The sequence below is a fragment of the Peptacetobacter hiranonis genome, from assembly GCF_008151785.1.
GTDB classification, from domain to species: domain Bacteria; phylum Bacillota; class Clostridia; order Peptostreptococcales; family Peptostreptococcaceae; genus Peptacetobacter; species Peptacetobacter hiranonis.
Genome location: NZ_CP036523.1, coordinates 1,306,916 through 1,325,132 on the forward strand (window position 1 = coordinate 1,306,916; position 18,217 = coordinate 1,325,132).

The 18,217-nt window shown below is 32.5% G+C and carries 24 protein-coding genes and 2 tRNA genes; 2 read left to right on the forward strand and 24 right to left on the reverse strand.

The window, feature by feature from the left end:
* Positions 1–26 precede the first annotated feature (26 nt).
* Entirely contained in the window at positions 27–974 is a 948-nt protein-coding gene (locus tag KGNDJEFE_RS06060; protein ID WP_040410463.1) for a magnesium transporter CorA family protein, read from the reverse strand.
* A 198-nt stretch (positions 975–1,172) separates the two neighbouring features.
* On the opposite strand from KGNDJEFE_RS06060, the gene KGNDJEFE_RS06065 reads away from it, so the two are divergent.
* Positions 1,173–1,910 carry a hypothetical protein gene (locus KGNDJEFE_RS06065; protein ID WP_006440401.1) on the forward strand — a complete coding sequence of 246 codons (738 nt, stop codon included), beginning with the start codon at positions 1,173–1,175 and terminating at the stop codon, positions 1,908–1,910.
* Positions 1,911–2,126: 216 nt separating this feature from the next.
* Positions 2,127–3,101 (forward strand): Gfo/Idh/MocA family protein, encoded by a 975-nt coding sequence (locus KGNDJEFE_RS06070; protein WP_006440400.1) that lies wholly within the window; start codon positions 2,127–2,129, stop codon positions 3,099–3,101.
* A gap of 70 nt (positions 3,102–3,171) precedes the next feature.
* Here the strand turns inward: KGNDJEFE_RS06070 and KGNDJEFE_RS06075 are convergent, their stop codons facing one another.
* The 23 genes from KGNDJEFE_RS06075 to KGNDJEFE_RS06180 form a co-directional block, all read right to left on the reverse strand.
* Positions 3,172–3,498, reverse strand: coding sequence for a type II toxin-antitoxin system PemK/MazF family toxin (locus tag KGNDJEFE_RS06075; RefSeq protein ID WP_006440399.1), 327 nt, complete (start codon positions 3,496–3,498; stop codon positions 3,172–3,174).
* Positions 3,488–3,763 (reverse strand): AbrB/MazE/SpoVT family DNA-binding domain-containing protein, encoded by a 276-nt coding sequence (locus tag KGNDJEFE_RS06080; RefSeq protein ID WP_006440398.1) that lies wholly within the window; start codon positions 3,761–3,763, stop codon positions 3,488–3,490. Before KGNDJEFE_RS06080 ends, KGNDJEFE_RS06075 begins: the two co-directional genes overlap by 11 nt.
* Positions 3,764–3,951: 188 nt before the next feature.
* Entirely contained in the window at positions 3,952–5,835 is a 1,884-nt protein-coding gene (ftsH, locus tag KGNDJEFE_RS06085; protein WP_006440397.1) for an ATP-dependent zinc metalloprotease FtsH, read from the reverse strand.
* Between the two features lie 894 nt (positions 5,836–6,729).
* Positions 6,730–6,812, reverse strand: a tRNA-Ser gene (locus KGNDJEFE_RS06090).
* A 6-nt stretch (positions 6,813–6,818) separates the two neighbouring features.
* A tRNA-Gln gene (locus KGNDJEFE_RS06095) sits at positions 6,819–6,890 on the reverse strand.
* Between the two features lie 106 nt (positions 6,891–6,996).
* Positions 6,997–7,833 (reverse strand): N-acetylmuramoyl-L-alanine amidase, encoded by an 837-nt coding sequence (locus tag KGNDJEFE_RS06100; protein WP_006440396.1) that lies wholly within the window; start codon positions 7,831–7,833, stop codon positions 6,997–6,999.
* On the reverse strand, positions 7,833–8,243 hold the full coding sequence (locus tag KGNDJEFE_RS06105) for a phage holin family protein (protein WP_006440395.1): 411 nt from the start codon (positions 8,241–8,243) through the stop codon (positions 7,833–7,835). Before KGNDJEFE_RS06105 ends, KGNDJEFE_RS06100 begins: the two co-directional genes overlap by 1 nt.
* Complete coding sequence (locus tag KGNDJEFE_RS06110; RefSeq protein WP_006440394.1) at positions 8,236–8,805, reverse strand: glucosaminidase domain-containing protein; 570 nt, start codon at positions 8,803–8,805, stop codon at positions 8,236–8,238. Before KGNDJEFE_RS06110 ends, KGNDJEFE_RS06105 begins: the two co-directional genes overlap by 8 nt.
* Positions 8,806–8,873: 68 nt before the next feature.
* Positions 8,874–9,059: a hypothetical protein gene (locus KGNDJEFE_RS06115; RefSeq protein WP_040410462.1), complete on the reverse strand. Its 186-nt coding sequence runs from the start codon at positions 9,057–9,059 to the stop codon at positions 8,874–8,876.
* 24 nt (positions 9,060–9,083) lie between these two features.
* Positions 9,084–9,470: a hypothetical protein gene (locus tag KGNDJEFE_RS06120; RefSeq protein ID WP_006440392.1), complete on the reverse strand. Its 387-nt coding sequence runs from the start codon at positions 9,468–9,470 to the stop codon at positions 9,084–9,086.
* Between the two features lie 16 nt (positions 9,471–9,486).
* Positions 9,487–9,975 (reverse strand): hypothetical protein, encoded by a 489-nt coding sequence (locus KGNDJEFE_RS06125; protein ID WP_006440391.1) that lies wholly within the window; start codon positions 9,973–9,975, stop codon positions 9,487–9,489.
* A gap of 12 nt (positions 9,976–9,987) precedes the next feature.
* Positions 9,988–10,455 carry a hypothetical protein gene (locus KGNDJEFE_RS06130; RefSeq protein WP_006440390.1) on the reverse strand — a complete coding sequence of 156 codons (468 nt, stop codon included), beginning with the start codon at positions 10,453–10,455 and terminating at the stop codon, positions 9,988–9,990.
* Between the two features lie 10 nt (positions 10,456–10,465).
* Positions 10,466–10,942 carry a hypothetical protein gene (locus KGNDJEFE_RS06135; protein ID WP_006440389.1) on the reverse strand — a complete coding sequence of 159 codons (477 nt, stop codon included), beginning with the start codon at positions 10,940–10,942 and terminating at the stop codon, positions 10,466–10,468.
* A gap of 11 nt (positions 10,943–10,953) precedes the next feature.
* Entirely contained in the window at positions 10,954–11,418 is a 465-nt protein-coding gene (locus tag KGNDJEFE_RS06140; RefSeq protein ID WP_006440388.1) for a hypothetical protein, read from the reverse strand.
* Between the two features lie 14 nt (positions 11,419–11,432).
* On the reverse strand, positions 11,433–12,083 hold the full coding sequence (locus KGNDJEFE_RS06145; RefSeq protein WP_006440387.1) for a putative phage tail protein: 651 nt from the start codon (positions 12,081–12,083) through the stop codon (positions 11,433–11,435).
* A complete protein-coding gene (locus tag KGNDJEFE_RS06150) occupies positions 12,084–13,049 on the reverse strand; it encodes a baseplate J/gp47 family protein (protein ID WP_148881816.1) in 966 nt (321 codons plus the stop codon).
* Positions 13,050–13,134: 85 nt separating this feature from the next.
* Positions 13,135–13,572, reverse strand: coding sequence for a DUF2634 domain-containing protein (locus KGNDJEFE_RS06155; protein ID WP_006440385.1), 438 nt, complete (start codon positions 13,570–13,572; stop codon positions 13,135–13,137).
* Complete coding sequence (locus KGNDJEFE_RS06160) at positions 13,572–13,874, reverse strand: DUF2577 family protein (protein ID WP_006440384.1); 303 nt, start codon at positions 13,872–13,874, stop codon at positions 13,572–13,574. Before KGNDJEFE_RS06160 ends, KGNDJEFE_RS06155 begins: the two co-directional genes overlap by 1 nt.
* A gap of 11 nt (positions 13,875–13,885) precedes the next feature.
* Positions 13,886–15,253, reverse strand: a complete 1,368-nt coding sequence (locus KGNDJEFE_RS06165; RefSeq protein WP_006440383.1) for a C40 family peptidase — start codon at positions 15,251–15,253, stop codon at positions 13,886–13,888.
* Positions 15,254–15,263: 10 nt separating this feature from the next.
* Positions 15,264–15,905, reverse strand: coding sequence for a LysM peptidoglycan-binding domain-containing protein (locus KGNDJEFE_RS06170; protein WP_006440382.1), 642 nt, complete (start codon positions 15,903–15,905; stop codon positions 15,264–15,266).
* 2 nt (positions 15,906–15,907) lie between these two features.
* Positions 15,908–17,554, reverse strand: coding sequence for a hypothetical protein (locus KGNDJEFE_RS06175; protein ID WP_006440381.1), 1,647 nt, complete (start codon positions 17,552–17,554; stop codon positions 15,908–15,910).
* Between the two features lie 13 nt (positions 17,555–17,567).
* Positions 17,568–17,711 carry a hypothetical protein gene (locus tag KGNDJEFE_RS11735; protein ID WP_170239659.1) on the reverse strand — a complete coding sequence of 48 codons (144 nt, stop codon included), beginning with the start codon at positions 17,709–17,711 and terminating at the stop codon, positions 17,568–17,570.
* A 23-nt stretch (positions 17,712–17,734) separates the two neighbouring features.
* A complete protein-coding gene (locus tag KGNDJEFE_RS06180) occupies positions 17,735–18,187 on the reverse strand; it encodes a phage tail assembly chaperone (RefSeq protein WP_006440379.1) in 453 nt (150 codons plus the stop codon).
* Positions 18,188–18,217: the final 30 nt, after the last annotated feature.

An 18,217-nucleotide genomic window follows, 5' to 3' on the forward strand; every position in this document is an offset into this window, starting at 1 on the left:
ATCTCTTTTTATAATTTATATAAATTTTACAACATCCCATTCTTTTTAAATAAATGAATTCCGATTAATATTATAAGAATCATTATACCAATCGTAATCGGGTATCCATAAGCCATACCAAGCTCTGGCATATACTTAAAGTTCATTCCATAAACACCTGTAATTATTGTAAGTGGAGCTGATATTGCAGTTAATATAGTCAACTTTGTTATAAGTGAGTTTGTCTTTTCATTGACCTTTGAGTCGTAAATATCTAAAAGCTTATCTGCCAAATCTCTCGTTGCAATTGAAAACTCGTACAACTTATCTATACCAAAGTCTATCCCCTGCATATCGTTGTACTCCTCAAGCTCGACCTCTTTTAAAAACCTAACATCCTCGCTTACAGCATTATCTGTTATATAAATAAGCGGTCTAATATTTTTAACAACCTTTCTCGCAATTGCCCTAACTTTATTAATCTCTTCAATGTGGCTGCTGTTTACATTGTCCATCATATCATCCTCGATATCTAATATCCTATCCTCTAATCTCTCCAAAAACTCAAAACCATTCATTATATACTCTTTAATAATGTGCTGATTTATTTTGTATAAGACGTATCTCGTACTCTTATCAGACTTAGTCTTATTCAAAATCAAATTTTTCATAAATTTATATATAAAGCTCTCCTCCTCAGCCACAGTGAGTATAAAATTATCGGCTGTGTATATACGAGCCTCAAATTCTCTTATCTCTTCATCTATGTATTCGAGAGATTTTAAAGTCATAGAATCAAAACTTTTATTTGGGTTTATCCTGATAGAATTGTCAAAACTCATACAGTCGAAAAAGATCTCTTCATTTATCCCTAAAGTTTCCTTTATCTTACAAAACTCATCAACTTTTGACAGTATTACATAATCTCGCTGCGAGTCGTATCCTTCTTCAAATCCATCTAAAACTTTATTTTCCTGCAATTCCAATATCTTCATCTCTCTCACCTACTTGTTTTTAATTTAAAAATTTTTTATTTATTATATCAAGTATACCATATCGAAGCCTATTACTGAAATTCGTTCTTCTTTTCATCAATTACATATGATAGTTTAACAAGTTTTTTTCAATTATTTTCACAAAAGTGTAGTATAATAAGAAATAAAATTGAAATTTTCTTAAGGAGTTGATAAAAAATGCTTACCCAAAGTGAAAAAAATATTCTTTCATTTGTAAAACCGTTCGCTATCGAGGACAGAAAGGTTTTAATGAGAGATAATTTTATAGATGAAAAGATAAAAAATATGAATATAGATGAAATAAGGGAAACTGTGCTTTCTCTAGGAGAAAAGGGATATCTATGCGCAAAGGAATTTATAACTGGAACTGTTATGATTATGGAAGTGTATCAAAAGGGCATCGAATATGACCAGCCAGCAGATGATTTAGGTGCTATGCCAGAGTTTTCATTTAAAAGAGGAAACTTCGAAACAGAAGTAGAACAGAAAAAGTATAAATACACAACACCTATAGAGCATATAAAACAGTACAATGCTTTTGAAACTGAGGAAGATAAGAAAAAAGAAATTGAATACAAAAGACAGTACGAGTATAGAAAACCTGCAGAATACAAAAGACCAGAAAATACCGTAAATAATGCAAATTCTACTAATACAGATGCTGCAACATCTTATTATATAAATAAAAATACAGATTATTTGGATATAAAGAAGATGATTTTTGCCGACGAAAGAATTTCTGAATCAGATCAGAAAAAGCTATTAAAACTAATAACACTGATTGAAACTATGACAGAAAGCAACGTTCCTCTTCCAAAGGGTGCTTTTGTTGAATACGACGATGTTATATGTAAATATAGCTGGATTACAGATGTTATAGGTAGAGTGCTTATGAATAAATACTTCCTTGCATAGTAAGAAATTGTAAATTTGCGTAATGGAAGTTTGTAATATTTGAAGACAATATACGGGAGGGATTTTTATGAAAAAACTATTGGCAACTTTTATGAGAATCATATTTATTTTGATGCTTATACTTGTAATGATTCCTTCATTTATTATTCTAATTTTAAACTACGATAAAAGCAGAATAAGATAAATTTTAATACCATTAAAAAAAGGAGTTTTTCTATGAAAAGATATAATTGGGCAACTTTAGGATGCGGCGTTATTGCTAATCAGCTTGCAGAGGCGATGATTTCAAGAGGAGATAATCTGTACTCTGTCGCAAATCGTACTCACGAAAAAGCTTTAGAATTCGCTGCAAAATATGGAATCGAAAAAGTATACGATAAGATTGATGATGTTTTTGAGGATGAAAACGTGGATATTATCTACATCTCTACTCCTCACAATACTCATATAGAATATTTGAGAAAAGCTTTAAAAGCTGGTAAACACGTTCTTTGCGAAAAATCAATTACTTTAAACAGCAATGAACTAGATGAAGCTATAGCACTTGCAGAGGAAAATCACGTCATTTTAGCTGAAGCTATGACAATTTTCCATATGCCAATTTACAAAGAGCTTAATAAAATAATAGAATCTGGAAAGCTTGGAGATTTAAAACTAATTCAGATGAATTTTGGAAGCTACAAAGAATACGATATGACTAATAGATTTTTCAATAGAAATTTAGCAGGTGGTGCTATGCTTGATATTGGTGTATATGCACTTTCATTTGTTAGATGGTTTATGAGCTCAAAACCTACAGAAATACTATCTCAGGTTAGGTATGCTCCAACTGGTGTCGATGAACAGGCTAGTATTCTTCTGAAAAATAAGGAAGAAGAAATGGCTACTGTGATACTATCTCTTCACGCAAAACAGCCTAAACGTGGAACTATAGCGTTTGATAAGGGATATGTTGAGATTTTTGAATATCCTAGAGGTGAGGAAGCTGTTATCACATATACTGAGGATGGCAGCAAGGAAGTTATAAAATCTGGAAATACTTCAAACGCATTGTTATATGAGGTTGAAGATATGGAAAAGGCATTAAATGGAAATCATGATATAATGCACTTGAATTATACTAAAGATGTTATGGATATGATGACTGAAATAAGAAATGAATGGGGTATGAAATATCCTGAAGAAATTTAGTTTTAACAAAAAGAGCTTCTAAGATAGAAGCTCTTTTTATATTATACTTTATTTTAATCTATATTTTAATCTATTCTATTGTAGAAACTAAAATATCTATAGCTTTTTCAACTAAATCATCTGGTGCTTTTTCTATAAATTTTACATTTCTTTTTGTTGGGTCAATTGTTCTAGCATGTTCACATAATATTACACCTGTTGTCTTGGTTCTATCATCAAGTGGCAGATGTAATGGAAAACCTTTATTAGTGTTTGTAATAGGCATTACTATTAAAAGCTTAGCAACTTTATTAAAAAAGTTATTACTAATAACAAGTGCTGGTCTAAATCCATGTTGTTCAACTCCTTTTACAGGATCTAAATCCAACTTGATTATATCGCCTCTATTAATCTTCATACTCTATAACCTCCTGCCCTACACTTTCTCCCCAATAAATTTCTGAAGGTTCATAATCTGACATATCATAATCTTTAAAAAGCTCTTCTATTGGTATAACATTTGGGCGTCTACTTTCTTTTATAACAGGTTTTAAACTTAATTTACCTTCTTGTATATCAACTTCAACTTCTTCATTTTCTCCCCAACCTAATTGATTTAATATCTCTTTTGAAAGTCTTATACCTTGGCTATTTCCCCATTTACTAACTGATAATGTTTTCATATACAACACCTCCAATAATTATATTTCTATAATAAGTATATACTTTGTATATACTTATTGTCAATATTTATTCAATAATTATTTTAAATCGTATATTATTATTTCTTAAATTCAAAAAAGACTGCTACAAAATTTTGTAACAGTCTTTTTTATATGTTTTTATTTTGGATTTTAGTTTTCTTATTTACTTAGTTTTCTTCTTTATTTGTAGATACTTCTACTTCTTCTACTGGAGCTTTTGCTTTTTCTGAATCTTCATTGTTTAGTATCCGCATGAATTCGTCCCCAGTTATTGTTTCTTTTTCAAGAAGGTAATCTGCTAATTCATGAAGTTTGTCTATGTTATCTTCAAGTATCTGAGTTGCTTTTTTGTGGCAAGCTCCAATTAAAGCTATTACCTCTTTGTCTATTTTAGCTGCTGTTTCTGATGAGCAAGCTAGTGAAGTATCTCCACCTAAGTACCGGTTGTTTAGAGTTTCAAGTGCAACCATTCCAAACTCTTCACTCATACCAAATCTAGTTATCATCGCTCTAGCTATTCTAGTAGCCTGTTCTATATCATTTGATGCCCCTGATGTGCACATATTGAAGATTATTTCTTCAGCTGCACGACCACCAGTGAATGTTGTTATCTTATCTATTGCTTCTTCCTTAGACATTAGCACTTTTTCGCCTTCTTCAACCTGCATTGTATATCCAAGTGCACCTGAAGTTCTTGGGATTATTGTTATCTTATGTACTGGTGCCGAATGTTTATTGATAGCTGCAACAAGTGCATGACCAATTTCGTGGTATGCGATAATTTTCTTTTCTTTTGGACTTATAACTGCGCCTTTTCTCTGGTAACCAGCGATTATTGTTTCAACAGCTTCTTCTAAGTCCATCTGTTCAACCTGTTTTCTACCATCTCTAACTGCTCTAAGTGCAGCTTCGTTTACTATATTTGCTAGCTCTGCACCAGATGCTCCTGATGTAGCTCTTGCAATTTCGTTGAAATCTATATTTGCATCGTATTTAACTGCTTTTGCGTGTACTTTAAGTATCGCTTCTCTACCATTTAAGTCTGGTAATTCAACGGGTACTCTTCTGTCAAATCTACCTGGTCTTAAAAGTGCTTTATCCAAACTTTCTGGTCTATTTGTAGCAGCAAGTATTACAACTCCTACTCCACCATCAAATCCATCCATTTCGCTAAGTAACTGGTTTAGAGTCTGTTCTCTTTCATCGTTTCCTCCCATACCATTAGCGCCATCTCTCTTCTTACCTATAGCATCTATTTCGTCGATGAATACTATACAAGGAGCTTTTTCTTTAGCCTGTTTGAATAAATCTCTAACTCTTGCAGCACCCATACCAACAAACATTTCTATAAATTCAGATCCTGAAATTGAGAAGAATGGTACTCCTGCTTCACCTGCAACAGCTTTAGCAAGAAGTGTTTTACCTGTACCTGGAGGTCCAACTAAAAGTGCACCCTTAGGCATCTGAGCACCTATTTCTCTATACTTAGCTGGGTTGTGAAGATAATCTACTATCTCAGTTAAAGCTTCTTTTGCTTCATCCTGACCAGCTACATCTGCAAATCTCTTTCCACTCTGTGCAGGAACATAAACCTTTGCGTTTGACTTACCAAACTGCATAGAATTTCCGCCCATTTTTTTAGAAAGATTTCTCATCATTAAATTACCTAGCATACCTAAAATTGCAAACGGCAATATCCAAGTAAGTAAGAAGTTCATAAGAGGAGAATTTTCTCTAGGAATTTCTTTGCTGAATGATACATGTTTTGCGTTTAATTTTTCAATCAACTCTGGATCATTCATATTTCCTGTTACATATATGTTTCTGTCGTCTTTTTTCTTAGGCTCTATAGCTATTTTATCGTTGTCTAAGTTAACTGTTTTTATCTCGTTTTTGTCTAACATCTGCTCGAATTTGCTGTAAGTTATCTCAACTGTTTGTCTTTCCAGCATACTTGGGAATACAAGCACATTAAGAAGCATTACGAAAAGCATCATCATAGCATAGTAATAAAAAATCGATCTCTTCGGTTTCTTTGGTTCCATATCCATACCTCCATTTTTTTATTCCTAAATTAATAAATACCCTAAATTCTTTAGGATAATCTATTTGCCTTTATTTTTTGGTATTATTTTATCAATCCAAATTATAAAAATATGCTATTTTTATTATATGTGGAATTTTGATAAGTTTTATACCGCTTTTTACTATTTTTATAAAATATTATATCTTTATTTTATCATAACACACAATTCTTAATTATAACTTAACTTTTTAAAAGTCGTCAAACTCGATTAAACTAGGTTAAACAAATCCCTATTTTTCAATGTTTATTTTGTTATTTTTTTAAAAGCCGTTAAACTAAGTTAAACTACTTTAAATAATGTTTCGTTTTTACGTCGGAAATTCCGTCGGAAGTTTTCGGAAGTATCCGGAAGTTTTAAATACTTAAAAAGTAGAAAAAAAAGACTAGAGATTATTTTCCCTAGTCTTTTTTCTAATTCTGAACCATTTTGTTTTTTTGAAAAGTTGTGTTTTATAACATCCAAAGTTTTTGTGTTAAGTTAAAAATGTTTAATGAACCTCACAGTGTCATTATTCGAAATTACCACTAAGTTATTGAGAAACCCCTTTGTCAATAAGTCTATCTACTATTTATATTATATCAATTTTTCCTTCATTATATACGGCAACTTTTTTCTTCATATTATATACAAAAAAAGAAGGCTTTTAAGCCTTCCTTCTTTCCCGTAAAAATTCGGAGTACGTGAAAAAGATTTATATTATAACACTAGAGTAAGATTGAATAATTTCATTATATCATTTCTTTTTTTATTTTTTACGGCAACTTTTACATAAAAAAAGAAGGAGCAAACGCCCCTTTCTTCTTTTGATAGATAATTTTTTATAGTATAAGAGAAAATATGTATACACCAAATATATAAAGGAAGATAAGGGATTCGAACCCTTGGACGCGTACGCCTCAACTTTAGCAAAGTTGTGTCTTAAGCCTCTCGACCAACCTTCCACATAACAAGGATGGAAGGATTTGAACCTTCGATATAGGAGTCAAAGTCCTACGCCTTAACCTCTTGGCAACACCCTTAAATTTTTAGGACGGAAGATTAACAACCGTCCTATGTAGCTTTTTTAAGAAAATAGTATTTTCCAATACATAAAATGAAAAAAGTAGTAACTATTTATATTATAATCTATATTTTATCTATGTATTCGGAAACTTTTTTCACTGTTTCAAATCTGTCTTTTCCAACTATTTTTTCTTTTGCTCCTTGAAGTAAGTTAGCAGCACCACCACCAACTACAATTAGATTATTAATTTCTTTCCCTTTCAAGCTATTTGCGTCTTTTAAAGAATAATCTTTTAATTTCCAATTAAGTATAGTCGCAGCTACCTTGTCTATATCTCCTACATAAGCTATAACTTTATCCATTTTATTATCCCTCTTTACGTATTTTTTACCTTCTAATGCGTCAGCTATTGCCCTTGCTATGTTATCTCTGTTAGATTTATAAAGCTTCACATCATCTGCGTCAGAACAGAAACAAACTTCTATTAATATTGCCTTATCAACTGTATCTTTTAAAAATCTTAATCCTGTTGTAGGTTTTGCGTGTCTATTAGTAAAACCTATTTTAGATAAGTTTTCACATACCAATTCAGCTTTTTTTCTACATTCTTCACGTCTAGCAGGTTTTTTCTTATTATCAAAATACCAAACCTCTACACCTATATTTTTTTCATTACCTTTTAGATCCTCTTTGTCAGTATCATTAAAATGTATAGAAACATTCCAATCTACAGAATGCGCATTGTGTTTAGTTTTTAATTTGTTAAGTACATCAGTCTGTCCTGTACCATTGTCTACCGTACAGTTGTTAGCATTATTTCCATCAGCTTTTAAATACTCAACAACTTTTTTAGTTTGATATCTAGCCTCAGTGGACTCTTTCATATTTAAAGTGTTGTTTACTGTTCCACAAGCTATTTTCCCGTCTGGGTTATGTCCTGCACTTATATTAAATTTCATTAGTCATTTTCCTCCTTTAGTTGCTCCAATGCAACTTTAATTGATTTTGGAATTGGTACTCCTAATTCGCTTGCATTTTCAACAACACTAAGCGATTCGTTGGCTATGTAGAAGAAACAAACAAGCGTACGGAATATATATCCATCATTTCCAATTACTCGGTCTAATATTACCGCAACTATTAATATTAGAAGTATGAATAATTTTTTGCATATTCCTCTGAAACTTGTTAAACTGTTTAAATTTTTATTCAAATACCCTTTTACAAGTCCTGTTATATAATCTACGCACATTAGTAACACAAGGCTTTTTAAAGCCAAGTCCCACCCTCCAAATAGCCATGTAAACCACGTTCCTAAAACGGCAATTCCGCCATTGAAATTATTTAAAAAATTTGTCATTCTAGTCATTTTCCAACTCCTTAACTAATTCTTCTAATTTACTTTTTAACTCTTTATACTTCTTTTCATAATCAACCTTCTCAAGCCCTCTGTACTCCTCTATAGCCTTTTCAAGTCTAGTAGCTACACTTAACACACTATCTGCCCAACTAGTCCTAGTACACCATTTTTTACCTACAGAGTATATGTCTTGTTTACCTCCACAATATCTCCAATCTGCTTTAGAGTCCCTTTTAAGATATTGCATACCTAACCTATGCCCTGCGTGGTCGATACAATCTTCTTTAGTTTCAAAGTCTTTCCCGTAATTAGGCTTACCTTGTAAGCTATCCCTTGCATCTATACCGAAGAGATTATTCTTATCTTTTGCTAACTTAGATAGTCCATAATTACTTTCTAAACAAGCTATAGAAAGTAAAATAACTGCATTTATATCATAATTCTTTTCTGCCTTTAGGAAATACTCTGTTAGGTTAGATAGTGCGTTGTTAGGTTTTAACTTATTAACTGCGAAAGACAGTTCCTCTTTAGTGGTATGTGATAAACCACTTATATTGTTTTTATTAAACATTCAATCACTTCCTTTTAATAAAAAAGGGCATAAAAAAAGAACATATCTTAATCTATGCCCTATCTGTTCTAGTTAGCTTGATTTAATAATCTCTCTAACTCTTCTTTCTGTGTCTGTGTTATTTTGCCTGTGCTATAATATTTGTCTATTGTAGCTTGCATATCTTCTTTACTAGAATAGTTTTCTGCTAATATTACTCTTTTAGCTAAGTTGTACCATATCATACTTCTCACTCCTTTTATTGCTTTTATCATATTCTCACCCCCTTTCAAGGTGTATTAAACCATTAAACCAGACATTTCCATTATTAACATGTCCTGTTCTGCGTTGACTTGTTCAAGTGCGTCAAGTCTTTCATGTACAGTTGGTGTCTGTGGAACCTCTGGTGGCTCTGGAACTGGTGTGTAATCAAATTCTAATTCTTTAGTGTTTGGATTCACTCTGTAAGAAGTACATTCTGCGAATTCTGTTTTAAATTCGCCAAACTGTAACTCTATATAATCTACTTCTGTCTTATTATATTTTTGTAATTCAGAGTAAATTCTCCAATCGTCCTCGCTTGTTGTTGGATTTACCCAACCTTCTGCCTCTCCAGTGTCTAAGACAACTCTACCATCTACTTTTAAATAATAAATTCTTTTTCCGATATATTTGTATCCTGCCATAATGTTCTCCTTTCTATTATTCTATAGCCCAAACTCTTGATATTGATGGTTTAGTTCCTCCAGCGCCAGACCAATTTATTGTCTGAATACTAACTTTTACAGACTCCTTTGTTATAGTTAGTATTTTTCCTCTAGTATGATATCCATCTCCATAGTTTGATTTTATAGTTCCTCCAAAAATATGAATTCCATTGTTAATTATATCCCCTGGTGGAATTACTTCAACAAAAACGTATGTTGGTTTAAAAGATAAGTTTAACGGAATTGTTCTTGTAAAAGTTTCTGTGGTGTTACCACTTGTGTTAAATGGTATCACTATATTGGGTGATAGTATTACTATTTTTTTAAATGGAATAACCATCTCATCTAATTTGTCAGGCACTTCGTTCAAAGAGTTTACTGCCGCAACTCCCTTTTCAATAAGTTTTTCATTTATATTATTAGATACTTTTTCTAGATTTAAATTAATTAATTCTGTTGTGTCTATAGTTTTTTTCAAACTCATAGTTATCACCTCTTATTCTATAGCCCATATTGTTTTTATTTTTGCACTTCCGCTTTGACCATACCAATGTGGGTTTATATCTATTTTAATTGCATTTTTTGTTATACTAGCAATTTCACCACGACAATGTTGCCCCTCATGATAAGAATTTAAGTTGCTGAAAACATTGTCACCATATTGTTTTTCCGCTAGTTCTGGTGGTGGTGAAATCTCAACAAATACTATTGATGGTAAAAAACCAAGGTTTACTTTTACAGTTTGTTGAAAAGAAATGTTCTGTGATGGTAAAGACACATTGGGCTTTATGATAGCAAACTTTTTGTACTGCACAATCATTCTTTCTATTTTTTCTGATACATCTGCTAAATTTGTAGCCTGTTCTCCACCTAATTCGATAAGCTTGTTATCTATATTATTTGCAACTGTTTTTAAGTTGTCTTTCTGTGTGTTTGTATTGTTTATAGTGTCCTTCAAAGACATTTAATCACCTCTATTCTATAGCAATAATTTGATAAATATAAGCACCTGAATACCCGCCACTATTATTATAAAAAATTCTAACACTCTTATTTTTTAAATTTTTTAAATACATTTTATCCATCAAACGATTTATCCATACACCTGTTTTTTCAGATATATTTTTTGTAGAATCTAATACTGCATTATAAGCTCCACCACCAACAAATACAAAAATTTGATTAGGGATAAAAGAAATATTTAATTCTATATCTGTAGTAGACCATTCAGAACCTTCTGGAACAAAGTTTGGTTTTTTATCTTCAAAATTTAATATCGCTATCTTTTTATAATTCTTACTTAACATACTTTTAATGTTGTTGGGTATTTCCTCTAAACTTTTAGAAGTGATACCCCCCCGTACTACAGTTTCATTTATTTTGTCCTTAGCTAACTTTACTTTATTTTTTAAATTCTCTGTCTGTGCTATTGTAGTTTTTAAATCTGCCATATCCTACCTCCTTACACTGGATTACCTATCTCTGTCTCTAACTCTGTATTAATTCCACTTAGCTTTGTAACTTGTCCTGTTAGTTCTTGTTCTAGTGTTTGTGTCTTAGTCTCTAAAGCCTTAACTTTAGTAGCTAGTGCGTCTATTGCTTTTTGTACATCTGTAGCTCCTAATGTGTGCGTGTCTGTGTAGCTTGTTCCACTTGCTGTTGTTTCTATAGAAGAAACATCTGTTTTTAATTCGTCTAGTACCTTATCTAGTGTTTCGCCTGTAAAATGCGACTGTGCGTCTGTTATACGAATCTTAGAATCAACAAGTTCCATTCCATTTACATTGTCTTCAATTTCCTTCATTTTAGCTCTATCTTCTTTAAATGCGTTATCAATCGCCAAATTATCTGCGTTAAAATCTGCCATTTTGACATAATCAGAACCGACGTATTGATTAAGTCCAATTGTTTTCGTTTTAGTTGCCATTTATTCAGCCTCCTTTAAACGTATATTTCTAAGTCTTCCCATGTTATAAACATATCGTCCCAATTCTTAAATTTATAATTATAAGAATCGAACATCTGCCATTCTAGGAAGTCCACCATAAAGCCTTGATAATATCTTTCAAACTCTTTCCAAGTAAGGTTTAAAGTTTCCCATTGCGTCCAAGTCTTGTGGTATCGTGTGCATTCGTCCCAAGTCATGTATGTGAATATAAAATCGTATGTTAGATGAGCAGGTTTAACCCTTTCTATTGCTTCGCGTAAAGCTGACAATGTGTCGGGTTCGCCCCTAACTCCAACGAATTTAACTGTAAACTTATATTCGCTATTTTGTTCGGTTACTTCACAAGCACCACCTGAATATCCTTCTACAAGGCTTTTAATTGCTTTTAATGTTGTTGTTTCTCTATTCTGTAAAGCATTTAATATATTCTGCCTTCTTATCCTTGTTTTCAAGTGTCTTGATATTGGAAGTCCTGCGAACTCCTCCCACTTATCTAACCCCCACGTTGCTGAAACTACAAAACATTGATTAAGAATATCTTGAAAAGCTCTTTTTCTGAAATCATCTTCATTTTCTAATGCTTTTTGAATTAATTTGAAGGTTTCATTGTCTTTTAATAAGTTTGGGTATTTTTCTATTAACAATTAGATCACCCCGTTCAAAGTTATTGTTCCTACTGTTGGTACTTGTTCGGCGCCTACATTAACATTAGACACTGCATTATTGATTTTTACATCATTACAATCCGTTATTGAATCGCAATTTACAAGTAGTGCAAAAACATTCGAATATAATATTTTGTCAGTTACTGTTAAAAGATATTCTTCTAACTTAGCTTTCACTTCTTCCCCAGCTTGTTCTTTAGAATATGCCGAATTTAAAGTAATGTTAGCAGCTATATCAACTTTCAACTCACTAGGTGTAACAACTGTAACTGTCGCCCCAATAGGTCTAACTTCTTCAATGTGTTCTTTGCACCTATCTATAATATCTTTAGATACTGGTTTATTTTTTCTTCCAACAATTGCAACTTTAACAGTTCCCCGTCCGTTCCAAAGCGGTGTTACTTTAGCACCAAAAACACCGTCGCATTCTTTTGCCCATTGTTCATAGTGTGCCACGTTTCCACTTGTGGCGTGATTGCGTTGTGTTTCGTAAAATCTAATCCTTAATTCTTCATCTGTTTCTCTATCTATACCGCCGGTTATTTCACTTGTCGCCACTATAGAATCAAGACCTATAGTTTCTTCTGCTATTAAAAAAATGCTCCCTATAGGAACGTTATAACTAGCACCAACACCATTTGCCTGGATTGGACTTTTATTTTCTTCTACTATTTTGGAAATTGTAACATCTTTTACCACTGAATAATCTAATCCATTAATTCTTATAATAGAACCATTTAATATTTGTGTTCCTATCGAACCTTTGAACTCAACTTCACCCGTTGCAAAATCCCCTTCTTTTCTGTATATCCCGAATTCATTTACCCTTTTATCTAAGTAATCGAAATATCCTTCTTCAATAAAAGCTAATTTAAAAAGGTTCATCATATCAATATACAATTTCGCCTCTTCTACTGATAAAGCCGAAACGGTGCTATTAATCAATGAACCCTCGTTTATTGCTAATCCGGTTTTCTTTATATTTTCATCATTTAAAATTCTATCTTTTATATTTTCATAGGTTTGGTTACTATACAACTAAACGCACCTCCCCATACACTGTTTTTACTGTTATATCTATATGCAATACATCGCCGTCAAATACTATACTATTTTTTTTAACACTTAATAGATATTCATTAACTAACAACGCTTCCTTTATGTATCGAAACGCCTCGGATTCGGTTAATCCTTTAGTAAACCTTTGACCTACCAATGTAATTAATTCCGTTCCATAATCCCATGAAAATATTTCATGTTCATAACGGTTTGTATGTAAGGCGTGGTAAATCCAAACTTGCAACGCTTCTTTTCCCTCTACAATTTTAAAATCTCCGGAATTATCTTTTATAAAATCATCTTTTGCGAAATCCCATGCAAATTCACGATATAACGGCAATTCGTTATTTGTTTCCGGTATGTAGTCACTTTCCGTTCCTATAAACGGAAAAAAATTATTATCCGCCATTACAATTTCACCACCTTGTCTACTACAATATAAGAATTTGCTATTTGTAAGATTACAACCTTGTCACCCTTCTTTAATTCGAATCTATAGTTTGATTCAATAGAAGCTGTTTTTCTGTCTTTTACACCTTGCAATATATAAAGTTCTTTAGAAGTTAGTTCTATATCTTCAAATCTTACCTTTAAATTAGGTACTCCGGATATAACTTCACCTAAAAAACACTCTTGAATATTAAAATATTTTCCTTCTTCTCTCATATTTTCCAATAATTCAATTGAAGGATCACGTGAATTCTTTTTCATTTAACTCCCTCCTAAAGAAACCTTCTTGCATTGTGGAAATCTCCACGACTGTTCAAATTACTTATTTTTACAACATCTCCGGTTTGTGGTGCGTGTAGGTATTTTCCATTTCCAACATATATTCCTACATGGTGTACCGGTGAGCCAAAGAACACACAATCGCCTGGTTGTAATTGCGACTTGCTAACCGCTTGACCATACGTCGATTGTTGACGGCTTGTTCTAGGAACGTTTTTCCCTAACTGTTTTGCCGTCCAATAAACCAACCCGGAACAATCGAATGTATTCGGACCAGTCGCACCCCATTTATAATGTTTGCCAAGTTTTGTTTTTGCAATATCAACGGCTTTACTACTACCACCAACACTAGTTGCTCCACCTTCTATTGCTCCTTCTTTTTCTGTAGAACCTTCACTTATGGTTACTTCATTCATTATATTTTCAAAATTCAAATCTAAATCAACTATATAAGAACCACCCGACCAGGTATGTTTGTCTGAATCAATAAAGAATTTGCCAATTAATCCGGTGTGTGTATCCTTAACGTGAACACCATATCCACTAACACAAGTAATATCGCCAAATCCGGATAAACTAGCCGACTTATCAGCCTTTTTAAATTTATCTTCCGGTTTTATATCTGTCTTGCCTTCTGTTTGTTGCTCGATTTCAGTAATTGTAATGTTGTATAGCTTTTGTGTTTCCTTATCAACTTTTTCAGAAACCTTATTTCCGTTTTTATCAACAATAATAACTTTATTTACCAATTTATCTATACTTGATTTAAACTTACTTTTTATAAGGTTTTCACTTTCATTAAATTGTAATTCTAATACCTTTTCGCCCTTTTCAATTACATTGAATTTATCAATTGTTGTTGTAATCATGTACTTTTTCTTGGTCTTTTCACTAGCTTCCGTATAAGCTGCCATTATTACGTCATATCCTGTACTTTTTGTTATAACCTTAGTAAACTTTTGTCCGGTCTTTGCTAGAGTTCCGGCATTGTAACCAAGTTTTTTTATAACATCTGCTGCTACTTTTTCGGTCGCAACATTATTAAAATTAAACGCCACTTTATTTTTTAATAAATACCCAATATCTTTAGAAGTATATTTCTTTTCATTATTAGAACTATCTGCGTCTACATCAATCAAAATACCTCTAAATATTTCTTTTCCGGACACAAAAAAAGAAACTGTATCACCTTCGCTCACGCCAATTGATTCAATTTCTTTATCTGCTACTGCTTGTAATACGTCAAACTCTAACGTCCTACTTGCGGATTTTATATCCCCACTCCATACTATTTTTGTAACAGCTTGGGTACAATCTAATATTACTCCGGACTTTAAATGTACTTTTAATTCTAGATCCATTTTTTAACCTTTATGGTATTACAAACTTTTGTCCTGGATATATAAGTGAAGGGTTTTTAATCTTATCCTTGTTAGCATTAAATATTTTGGTATAATCTGAACCCTTTCCGTAATATTTTTTACTTATATTCCATAGACAATCGCCCTTTTTTACTGTGTAGTAGCGTTTTTCTTTAGTCGTTTTTGGTTTTGTTGGTCGCTTATTATTTCCGCTAGTTGTAGGCTTTTTAGTATTCTCAACTGTTCTAGTAAATTTAACTTCATTGTGCTCTTGTAAACTTATTTTATAATACACGTCACCGGTTCCGTCTTGTTCCCTATATGTAAAAGATTTAATACGACAACTAATATTAATGCTTGTATCCGTAACAATATATCGAATAATTGTTCCATTTTCTATCCATCCTTCTATTGTTTCAACATAACTGTATGGGTTTGATATTCCGGAATATTCGCAATAACTAGCATTATCACTATAAGGGAAAAATGATTCTAAGGTTGAGGTTGCTAAATCCTCCCCATTAAACACATCTATTTTTTTACCTTTTACAATTCTTTTATTATCAAATTCCGCCGTTCTTTCCACTTCAAATTCGGGCGGTAGAACGGGGATTCGTATAGATTCATTTTCAGCTTTTAACCAAATTTCCATTTTTAAACCCCTCCCCGTTTTGCTAATCTTATCTTTCTATTTATACCGTTTATAATCAGGTCTATATCTGCCTCTTCACGAACTATTATCGTATCTGCTAATTTAGAGAATGTTATTCCCGTTTTAGTATTATTTCTATATTCGTCCGCCTCTCTTCTACTTAATACACGCTCTCCTTGGTGTAACCTTGTTTGGTAGTTATCGTACGGAACACGTGCTAATCCTGAAGCGTGACCAGGTCCTTTTTTACCACCACCGCCAAATACTTGGTTTATTTTTGCTGTAATTGGGTTATTTTTTATAAAGTTCATTGCACGGCTCCAAGCGTCACGCAATGCGTCAATTGCCCCTTTTACAGTTATAAGCATTTGACTTAACATATCTAAAGGTGGCTTTATAATCGACCATGCAAGTTTTAAGGCTGTTCCCATGATTGTCCAAGCCAATTGCCAACCTGTTCCAAGCGCTTTAATTATAGAAGTTATTACACCGGCGTTTTGCCCTATAAATTGTAATATTCTAATCACAATTGGACCCACCGCCCGGACTACTGCACCTATCATTTGGAATATAGTTTGTATAGTAGTTCCAAAAATTGAAAAGATCCCCATAGTTTCCGGAGATTTATTAATAATACTATCTAAAAATCCATTAAACATTTGTCCTAATGGTGCTAATGGCTCTAACATAGATTGTAAACCACTAGTTATCATAGGCGTTAAAACATTTATAGCCTCAGTTATCTTAGTAAATCCGCCAACTAAACCACCCGAAAACGGAGCAAATATATTTTTAATGCCAACTTGCATTACACCTTGTAGTGTAGAAATTGCACCTGGAAGGGTTTTTGACATCTCATCTACTAAACCACCTTGGTTTTGAGCTATTCCCTTTTTTGCTTCTTCAAATGTTTTATATTGGGTTCCTAGCATATTATTCAACATTTCCATGTTGCCCGTTGAACCACTAAAGAAAGCCTCTGCAACCTCTTGTTCTGTTCTCATATCGCCCACGAAGGCTTTTACGTTACCCATTAAAGCGGTTGTATTTTTAGCCTCTTTTATATTACCTTTTTCAATTATAGCTGCTTTCGTTCCGAATTGTGCAACACTCTGTGTACTAAACGGTGTTTTATTTGCATATTGTTCTAAGAATTTATAATATTGGTCTGTTGACTTCTTAGCTTGTTTTTTAGATTGCCCGGAATTTTCTAACACTCTATTTATAGTTATTTTTTGTGTTTGTTCTTGTCCTATACCTTCTATAGCGACCTTCCGGACGGCTGTAAATGTTATTCCGGCTGCAAGACTCATTAGCTTACCTTTTATACCTTGTAGTACAGGACTTGCCTTATCTTGTACTCTAGTCGGAATAACTTTTTCTTTTATTGATTTTAATTTTCCTTTAATTTCTTCTATTTTTGCTTTTGCATTAACTGCGTCTACTCTTATATTAGCTTTAGCTTTTTTTAGTACATCTAATCCCTTTTGAATACTCTTCATTTTGGGACTTGCTTTATCTTGTATAGCTGTTAAGAATTTGATTTTACTATTTTTTTTTGCTTTTTCGACAACACTTAAAACCGGTTTTATTTTGTTTGAAATATTGTCTTTAAACTCTGTTAAAAGGGTTAATTTATAATCTGCCATTTTGCCACCCCTTTTATTTCATATTTTCAATTTCCTTCATTTTCTCTTCAATCTCCATCTTGGCAAAATAGGTTAATACTTTTACTTCCCCAGCCGGCATATCAAATATATCCCTTATGGTGTATTTTTTATTGTATCTGAAGCAATAATACATCAAAAAATAGCGGTCTGAGGAATTAACTAGTTTTTTACATCACTAAATAATACTTCTCCACCGCCTAAACCTTCTATAAGGTTGTATAACTCTTCTCTTTCATTTTTAGTTGTTATCTTTTCTAATAAATCAGTTGGAATTCTAACCCCAAACTTTTTCATTAACCTTTCATTTTTAAATAGACTTGCTCCATTATAAAGCACACTTTCTATTATTGTCATATTCTGTAATTTTCTACTGCTCATTTTTACGCTTCCGTCTGCCTTTATTTCCATACATACATCTAATATAGCTTCAGCACATGCCGGAAGTATTTCTTCTATAGTTACTATAAAATCTTGACCTATCATTTTAGATAGTCTTTCCATTTTTATTTGCTTTTTGGCTCTAGCAAAATTACTATTATCAACTGCCATTAATAATTCTAGTGCGTCCGCTTTTTTATTCTCTACTGCTTTTATTTTGTTATTGTTTGCCATTGTGTCACCCTCCTAAATAAAAAAAGATGA

What these genes read in the sequence shown, in the direction of transcription:
- KGNDJEFE_RS06130 (WP_006440390.1), bottom strand. Translation starts at nt 10,455, where the DNA reads ATGTCTTTGAAGGACACTATAAACAATACAAACACACAGAAAGACAAC.
- ftsH (WP_006440397.1), bottom strand. Translation starts at nt 5,835, where the DNA reads ATGGATATGGAACCAAAGAAACCGAAGAGATCGATTTTTTATTACTAT.
- KGNDJEFE_RS06105 (WP_006440395.1), bottom strand. Translation starts at nt 8,243, where the DNA reads ATGACTAGAATGACAAATTTTTTAAATAATTTCAATGGCGGAATTGCC.
- KGNDJEFE_RS06120 (WP_006440392.1), bottom strand. Translation starts at nt 9,470, where the DNA reads ATGGCAGGATACAAATATATCGGAAAAAGAATTTATTATTTAAAAGTA.
- KGNDJEFE_RS06100 (WP_006440396.1), bottom strand. Translation starts at nt 7,833, where the DNA reads ATGAAATTTAATATAAGTGCAGGACATAACCCAGACGGGAAAATAGCT.
- KGNDJEFE_RS06060 (WP_040410463.1), bottom strand. Translation starts at nt 974, where the DNA reads ATGAAGATATTGGAATTGCAGGAAAATAAAGTTTTAGATGGATTTGAA.
- KGNDJEFE_RS06110 (WP_006440394.1), bottom strand. Translation starts at nt 8,805, where the DNA reads ATGTTTAATAAAAACAATATAAGTGGTTTATCACATACCACTAAAGAG.
- KGNDJEFE_RS06135 (WP_006440389.1), bottom strand. Translation starts at nt 10,942, where the DNA reads ATGGCAGATTTAAAAACTACAATAGCACAGACAGAGAATTTAAAAAAT.
- KGNDJEFE_RS06075 (WP_006440399.1), bottom strand. Translation starts at nt 3,498, where the DNA reads ATGAAGATTAATAGAGGCGATATAATCAAGTTGGATTTAGATCCTGTA.
- KGNDJEFE_RS06140 (WP_006440388.1), bottom strand. Translation starts at nt 11,418, where the DNA reads ATGGCAACTAAAACGAAAACAATTGGACTTAATCAATACGTCGGTTCT.
- KGNDJEFE_RS06160 (WP_006440384.1), bottom strand. Translation starts at nt 13,874, where the DNA reads ATGAAAAAGAATTCACGTGATCCTTCAATTGAATTATTGGAAAATATG.
- KGNDJEFE_RS06065 (WP_006440401.1), top strand. Translation starts at nt 1,173, where the DNA reads ATGCTTACCCAAAGTGAAAAAAATATTCTTTCATTTGTAAAACCGTTC.
- KGNDJEFE_RS06180 (WP_006440379.1), bottom strand. Translation starts at nt 18,187, where the DNA reads ATGGCAAACAATAACAAAATAAAAGCAGTAGAGAATAAAAAAGCGGAC.
- KGNDJEFE_RS06165 (WP_006440383.1), bottom strand. Translation starts at nt 15,253, where the DNA reads ATGGATCTAGAATTAAAAGTACATTTAAAGTCCGGAGTAATATTAGAT.
- KGNDJEFE_RS06070 (WP_006440400.1), top strand. Translation starts at nt 2,127, where the DNA reads ATGAAAAGATATAATTGGGCAACTTTAGGATGCGGCGTTATTGCTAAT.
- KGNDJEFE_RS06080 (WP_006440398.1), bottom strand. Translation starts at nt 3,763, where the DNA reads ATGAAAACATTATCAGTTAGTAAATGGGGAAATAGCCAAGGTATAAGA.
- KGNDJEFE_RS06175 (WP_006440381.1), bottom strand. Translation starts at nt 17,554, where the DNA reads ATGGCAGATTATAAATTAACCCTTTTAACAGAGTTTAAAGACAATATT.
- KGNDJEFE_RS06125 (WP_006440391.1), bottom strand. Translation starts at nt 9,975, where the DNA reads ATGAGTTTGAAAAAAACTATAGACACAACAGAATTAATTAATTTAAAT.
- KGNDJEFE_RS06115 (WP_040410462.1), bottom strand. Translation starts at nt 9,059, where the DNA reads ATGATAAAAGCAATAAAAGGAGTGAGAAGTATGATATGGTACAACTTA.
- KGNDJEFE_RS06155 (WP_006440385.1), bottom strand. Translation starts at nt 13,572, where the DNA reads ATGGCGGATAATAATTTTTTTCCGTTTATAGGAACGGAAAGTGACTAC.
- KGNDJEFE_RS06170 (WP_006440382.1), bottom strand. Translation starts at nt 15,905, where the DNA reads ATGGAAATTTGGTTAAAAGCTGAAAATGAATCTATACGAATCCCCGTT.